The 6,423-nt window shown below is 49.9% G+C and carries 6 protein-coding genes; 1 reads left to right on the top strand and 5 read right to left on the bottom strand.

From position 1 onward, the window contains the following. The 5 genes from QNK41_RS12940 to QNK41_RS12920 all read right to left on the bottom strand — a co-directional run. A partial coding sequence (locus QNK41_RS12940) for a DegT/DnrJ/EryC1/StrS family aminotransferase (protein ID WP_319257559.1) occupies nucleotides 1-1,004 on the bottom strand: 1,004 nt, incomplete at its 3' end. A 12-nt stretch (nucleotides 1,005-1,016) separates the two neighbouring features. Next, nucleotides 1,017-2,327 carry a histidinol dehydrogenase gene (gene hisD, locus QNK41_RS12935; protein WP_319257557.1) on the bottom strand — a complete coding sequence of 437 codons (1,311 nt, stop codon included), beginning with the start codon at nucleotides 2,325-2,327 and terminating at the stop codon, nucleotides 1,017-1,019. A 117-nt stretch (nucleotides 2,328-2,444) separates the two neighbouring features. Continuing rightward, complete coding sequence (locus tag QNK41_RS12930) at nucleotides 2,445-3,737, bottom strand: TRAP transporter large permease (RefSeq protein WP_319257555.1); 1,293 nt, start codon at nucleotides 3,735-3,737, stop codon at nucleotides 2,445-2,447. Beyond that, a complete protein-coding gene (locus tag QNK41_RS12925) occupies nucleotides 3,734-4,339 on the bottom strand; it encodes a TRAP transporter small permease (RefSeq protein ID WP_319257553.1) in 606 nt (201 codons plus the stop codon). The genes QNK41_RS12930 and QNK41_RS12925 overlap by 4 nt, the downstream gene beginning before the upstream one ends. 61 nt (nucleotides 4,340-4,400) lie before the next feature. After that, complete coding sequence (locus QNK41_RS12920) at nucleotides 4,401-5,396, bottom strand: TRAP transporter substrate-binding protein (protein WP_319257551.1); 996 nt, start codon at nucleotides 5,394-5,396, stop codon at nucleotides 4,401-4,403. Between the two features lie 688 nt (nucleotides 5,397-6,084). Here QNK41_RS12920 and QNK41_RS12915 point away from each other — a divergent pair. After that, the coding region (locus tag QNK41_RS12915; protein WP_319257549.1) for a universal stress protein at nucleotides 6,085-6,423 on the top strand (339 nt) is incomplete at its 3' end.

Below are 6,423 nucleotides of genomic sequence, written 5' to 3'. Positions count from 1 at the left end.
TTGCCGAACCATTTGAGCTCCACGCCTCTATCCATGCAACCAGCCAGGAATTTCTGAATCACATCCGCTTCCTGTCCCACAAGGGAAAACTGGATTGACGAGCCCACATAACATTCCCTGGAATCCCGTTCCGGGCAGGTGATGCCATCAATTTTTTTCAGGCCCTTTTCCAGAAAATCATACCGTTTGTTCCAGCGCCGACACTGCTCGTCCAGGTTTCGAAGCTGGGGCCTTAAAATGCCGGCCCGCAGATTGTCCATGCGGCAGGAGTAATTGGGCACCTGGGTTTTGATCTTTTCAAATACCTCCATGGGCGGACGGGATATATGGCGCTCGTAGATCATATAAGAGCCCGAATAGATAATGGCCTTTGCCATGACCTCATCGTCGTCGGTAACCAGAAGACCGCCTTCACCTGAGTTCATGTGCTTGTAGGTCTGGGTCGAAAAGCAGTTCACATGGCCGAAAGACCCGGATTTTTTCCCGTCCCAGGTGGCGCCCATGGTATGGGCACAATCTTCAATCAGGGTAATACCGTGCTTGTCGCAGATTTCCATGATTCGGTCCATGTTGGTGATATGGCCCCTCATGTGGGAGAGCAAGAGCCATTTGGCCCCACCTGCCTTGGTTTCAAGATCCTCAAGGTTAATGGTGTAGTCGTCAATGATCTCCACCAGTTCAATGTCGGCACCGGCATTTTCAATAGCACCAGGCACTGGAGCCAGGGTATATGCGTTGCACAGCACCTTGTCCCCTTTCTGTACCCCACAGGCTTTTAGGGCCAGATACATGGCACTGCCGCAGGAAGCACAGGACAGGCAATATTTTTTACCCATGTACGCGGCAAATTCCTGTTCCAGAAGGGCGGCTTCGCCCTGTTCCCCGGGGTCTACATTGTACCGGTGGATCTTACCGGAATTGAGTATCGCAAGGGCCGTTTCAATGCCTTCGGGGCTGATGGGCTCCTGGAGGGTAAAACTTTTGGTAAACTTCTGGGTTGTCACAATAACCCCTCCTTAGTACTTGGTTTGGTTGTAGACTTCAAAATCCCATTCCTGATCGGGAAAGTATTTTCTAAGTCGCCAGTCGCATGCCCGGGCATGGCCTTCCATGCCCTCAACCCTTGACAGACGGGAGGCCGCGCCGCTGATTACTCTGTTGGCTTCCTGGCTTATCTCTTGATACGTATATATTTTCAAGAATTTCATTACGTTAAGCCCGCCAGAATAGTGACCCGCTTTTTTGGTGGGCAGAATGTGATTGGTGCCCGAGCACTTGTCGCCATGGGGAACCGTGCTGCCTTCACCAAGAAACAACGAGCCATAGGAGGTGAGATTGTTGACCCACCAGTCCAGGTCTTCCGCCATGATCTGAACGTGCTCGGCGGCATACTGGTCGTTGACCCTGCATAGTTCTTCCCTGTCATGGCAGAGGACAATTTCGCCATAGTCTCTCCAGGACGCTTCCGGGACTTCAGGGTTGGGCATGTCGGCAATGATTTTGGGGATCACGTCCAGCACTTTTTCGCCGAGTTCTCTTGAATCGGTGAAAAGCCACACCGGGGAATCATATCCGTGTTCGGCCTGGGAAACCAGATCTACGGCGACCGTCATGTAGTCGGCCGTTTTGTCGGCAATGATGGCCGATTCAGTGGGACCGGCAAATACATCGATGGTGCATTTGCCGGCAGAAGAGAGAATGCTTTTTGCTTCGGCCACATAGGCATTTCCCGGGCCTGCCAGTATATTGGCCGGCTGGCCGGTAAACAGGCCTAAGGCCATGGTGGCGATGGCCTGAACGCCGCCCATTTCAATGATGATGTCGGCACCGGCCACATCCAGGGCATAAACAACGGCAGGGGCGATGCTGTCACCACGGGGAGGGGAGCATGCAATCACCGTCTCGACGCCTGCAGCCTTGGCCGTTGCCACACTCATGATGGCAGAGCATGCATGCGCAAAACGCCCGCCGGGGATGTAGCACCCGGCAACCTTCATGGGGATAATCCGCTGGCCCAATCGGACACCGGGGAGGGTCTCTTTTTCAAATTCGCGGATGCTTTCCCGCTGCGCCCTGGCAAACCCGTCAACCTGCTCATGGGCAAACCGGATATCCTGCTTGATCGCTTCAGGAACGGAATCGATCAGGCGCTGTTTTTTTTCCTGGCTGAGGATAAAATCACCTTCCCAGCCGTCAAATTTCCTGGCGAGCTGGACGACTGCTTCCTCACCGTTTTTCTCTATGTCGGAAAGGATCCCCTGAACGATGCTGCGGATTTTTTCGGAATCGGACTCAGCAGTTTTGGCTGCCTTTTTGATATACTCCATTGCCCCCCCTTATTACATAAAAAATTTTATAAAATAATTCTGAAAAAAATAACACCTACCCGCAAAAACATTCATCAATGCTGGCCGCTGAATGCTCATCCAGCCATTCACAATGAATTATTGAAACAGGGTACCTAGAAAATCAGGCAGCCACAAAGTCAGCACCGGAAAATAGGCGATAAGAAATACAACCAGCACGCTGACGAATACAAAAGGCAGTGCATTCATGGATATATCTTCCAACGTGGTTCTGGCCACACCCGAAGCGATAAACATATTTTCGCCCAGCGGTGGTGTTGCAAATCCGATTTCGCAGCAGCAGACCAGAACGACACCGAAATGAATCGGATCCACTCCTAAGGAAAGCATCACTGGCAGCAGGACGGGAGTCACTAGCATGATGGTGGCCAGTGTTTCCATAAACATACCCATGAACAGCAGGAAGATGATGATCAACACCCAGATCAGATAGAGGTTCCCGGTGAGATCCAACAATCCTTGGGCAATCAGGTCTGGGATCTTGTTTATGGTCAGCAGTTGACCGAATGCCAGCGCAGCGAACATGATAATCAGGACCCGACCGGTTATCCATGTGGTGCTTTCCAGGGCCTTCATGACACCTTTTAACTCGATCTCTCTATAAATAAAGATTCCAACAAAAAGTGTATAAAATATTGAAACAATAGCTGCCTCGGTGGGCGTGAAGAACCCGGTGTAGATGCCGCCAAGGATGATTACCGGTGCCAAAAGCGACCAGAAACCCTCCCTCATCGTCACCAAAACTTTTTTAGCCGAAAGTGTTTTACCATCGCCTTTATACTTTTTCTTCTTGGATCGAAAGTAATTCATGGTCATCAGGGCAACAGCCAGCATGATGCCGGGGATAAATCCGGCGATGAACAGATCAGCGATGGATTGGGATGCGGTTACTCCGTAAATGACCATGGGAATACTTGGTGGGATGACCACACCCAGTCCTCCCGAAGATGACGTCACTGCGCCCGCGTATCCCCTGTCGTAGCCATGACGTGTCATGGCAGGGATCATCAGCATCCCGACGGCCGCGGTGGTGGCAGGTCCTGACCCTGAGATGGCGCCGAAAAACAGGCAGGATAAAATCGTGGAGGCCGCCATGCCGCCGGTAAACGGACCGGCCATGGCTTCGGCTACGGCAACAAGCCGTCTCGAGATACCCGCCGATTCCATGAGCGCTCCCGATAAGATAAATGCGGGCAGTGCCATGATGGGAAAAGAATTGACCGAGGTATAGGCGATTTCGACCAGCCCTTCCAATGGCTTCCCGCTGAAGATCATTCCCCCCATGGCGGCAGCGCCGAGGGAAAGGGTGATCGGTGCGCCGATAAACAAAAGCCCTATAAATGTAAGGAAGATGACGGCGGTAACACTCATGAAGTCACCCCGCTTTCCGGGATTTCATCATCCTCATCCCCCGTATCTATTTTATCGACATCGGCGATTTCGATTTTAAAAACATGCTTCATAATATTGACCTGGATGATCCGTATGGTCATGAGGGAGAAGGCGATGGGAAATATCATAAAGACATACGCCATGATCCAGTCGAGCGTGGGCGAATACTCAGGATATTCGAAGCCTTCCTTGATCACATTGATGCTGAAATAAATCATGGTGCAGTTGAAGGCAATCCAGACGATGTCGGAAAAAACCGTTGAGACATCGCCGACGATTTTGGGAAAAATCTTGAACTGAAAGGTGACCCGGTTGTGGGCGGCAAGCCTTGCGGCATAGGTTGCGCCCAGGAAGACAAACCACACAAAGGCCATGCGGGAAAGTTCTTCTCCCCAGGGAATTGAAGCCGGCAGAGGGTAATGCTCGAAAAACGCAATATGTTGAGAAAGGGTATGCATTGCGCCGAAAACCAGCCTGAGCAAAATTTGCAGAAAAAGCAAACATACGAAAAAAACCAACAGGATCTGACAAAGATAGCTCTCAATGTTATCCAGAAATTTAAGTACTGGTTTGGCTCGCATAAGTGACTCCAACATTTATAGACATATCTGCCCGGCATTTGCCGGGCAGATATAGAAAGGTCTAACGCCCAAGGGCTTTTAAGACATTATCGACCTCGGCCTTGCCGCCTACCGATTCGTAGAAATCAGGCCAAACTTTTTCCATGGCAAGTTTTGACCATTGGTCTTCATCTTCAATTTCCATATATTCCACGCCCTTTTCAATCATGTTCTGCTTTGCCGTTTCAGACTGGGTAACGCTGAAGAGCAGATTGTACTGCTGGGCCTCGATGCCGGCACGGGTGAACATGGCCTGGTCCTCGGCGGACAGGGAGTTGAAAAACTTCTCTCCCACTACCAGGGGCTGCAACGAGAACAGATAATGAACTTCTGAAGTATAGTCCTGCACCTCATAAAACTTCATGGTATAGTTGGTAATATGCGGGTTGTCCTGCCCGTCAACCACTTTTTGCTGCAACGCGGTAAACGTCTCCGGCCAGGCCATGGGAATTGGCTCGGCACCGAGCGCCTGCCAGGTCCCGATCATGATGGCATTTTTTGGAACCCTTATTGTAAGGCCTTTGAGATCGGCTAAATTTTTCACAGGCTTCTTCGAATTGGTCAGGACGCGGAAATTCGAATAGGCCCAGCCCAAAACGTGAACACCGGCCTCTTTAATCAAGGCAGCTCGCCATTTATCGCCTAGCTCACCGGTGGTCGCTTTGACGGCATCATCAAAACTCTGCATCAGATAGGGAAGCGTTAAAATCCCGACCGATTTTGAAAAGGGTGTAATGTTGTTAACGGCCACAACGGCGCCGTCAAGGGATCCCCTGCGAGAATCTTTAACCATTTTCTGTTCATCACCAAGCTGGCCGGCAGGGAAGATATCAACTTTGTATTTTCCACCACTGGTTTTTTCCAAAATTTCCTTAAAACGTAGCGCTAACACTCCCTGGTCGGAGTCGATGGGGTCACCCAGACCGATTTTCAATGTTTTTTCCGCAGATGCGGATACCGGCAACATCAACGCTGCCACGAGAAACATCATCAGGCTGAAAATTGTAAATCGTTTCATACTTCCTCCTCCGTTGAAATGGGTAAACGACCTTCTGTCGAACAGCGGCTTGCCGTGCGGTTCTACAAAGCTTTAGTCCATATATATTTAAACGGCGTATGAACGATCGTTCATGCACCGTGAGTGGGAGACGAGATTTTAGGCGGAGTCTGAGGCTCTGTAGTATTTAACGGTGCGGGTTTTTGCTCAGTCAGGTTTGAGTGCATTGGAAGTATCTACCGAAAATGGGGTTCCAGTTCCAGTTTGCCTCGATTAAATTGGCTCCGGATTCTGATTACTTGGAAACAGCGCGGGTGTCAATAAAAAATATAAAATATTTCATAAAATATTTTAATATAGAAGGCCAACACCGGTCCGGGTTGGAATGAAAAATAATAATCATCAACAGTTTGCGTGCAGTCGGTCGGGATTAAGGATTAGCGAAATTATGGTTGACCAGCCGGGTGGGTTCGATTACCGGCAGAAGGATGGGCCATTATTAGCCGGAGGTGACAACCAGATTTAAATGGTATAGGATGATGCTCAGGAAACCTATTGCTGTGACCATTCGCAAGACCACCATTGGTATTCATCGCCAGTTGCCGCCCAACACTCACTGACACGATTCCTTCTCATTTTCTTTGAGACAATATCTATCCCGAGTCTTTTATGTAAACGGCAACCACACCATTTGGGAAAGGAGGAAACAATGAGAATACAACCCAAAAAAATTTTGAGTGCGATTGATTTTTCGACGTTCACCGATACGATCTTTTCCTACAGCGTCGCGTTGTGCAAAAAATATGATGCAAAGCTTTTCTTGGTCCATGTCACCACCGACTTGAACAGGCTGCTCGAACACAATGAAACCGCCCTTGATGTGGAAGCGCTTCAGCAGTCCAATATCCGCTATGCACAGGAACGCCTCGAGGAGAGGGTAAAGGATCTTCCCGTAGAAAATGAGATCATCATCAGTCAGGGAACGCCAGCTGATATAATCAGCCGGCTTGCCTCTGAACAACAAGCAGATATGGTCATTACCGCCACC

This window comes from Desulfosarcina sp. (genome assembly GCF_033791525.1).
Classification (GTDB): Bacteria; Desulfobacterota; Desulfobacteria; order Desulfobacterales; family Desulfosarcinaceae; genus Desulfosarcina.
Note: the sequence above shows the minus strand (reverse complement) of the source record. Positions and strands in the feature narration are given on the sequence as shown.

What these genes read in the sequence shown, in the direction of transcription:
- hisD (WP_319257557.1), bottom strand. Translation starts at nt 2,327, where the DNA reads ATGGAGTATATCAAAAAGGCAGCCAAAACTGCTGAGTCCGATTCCGAA.
- QNK41_RS12930 (WP_319257555.1), bottom strand. Translation starts at nt 3,737, where the DNA reads ATGAGTGTTACCGCCGTCATCTTCCTTACATTTATAGGGCTTTTGTTT.
- QNK41_RS12925 (WP_319257553.1), bottom strand. Translation starts at nt 4,339, where the DNA reads ATGCGAGCCAAACCAGTACTTAAATTTCTGGATAACATTGAGAGCTAT.
- QNK41_RS12920 (WP_319257551.1), bottom strand. Translation starts at nt 5,396, where the DNA reads ATGAAACGATTTACAATTTTCAGCCTGATGATGTTTCTCGTGGCAGCG.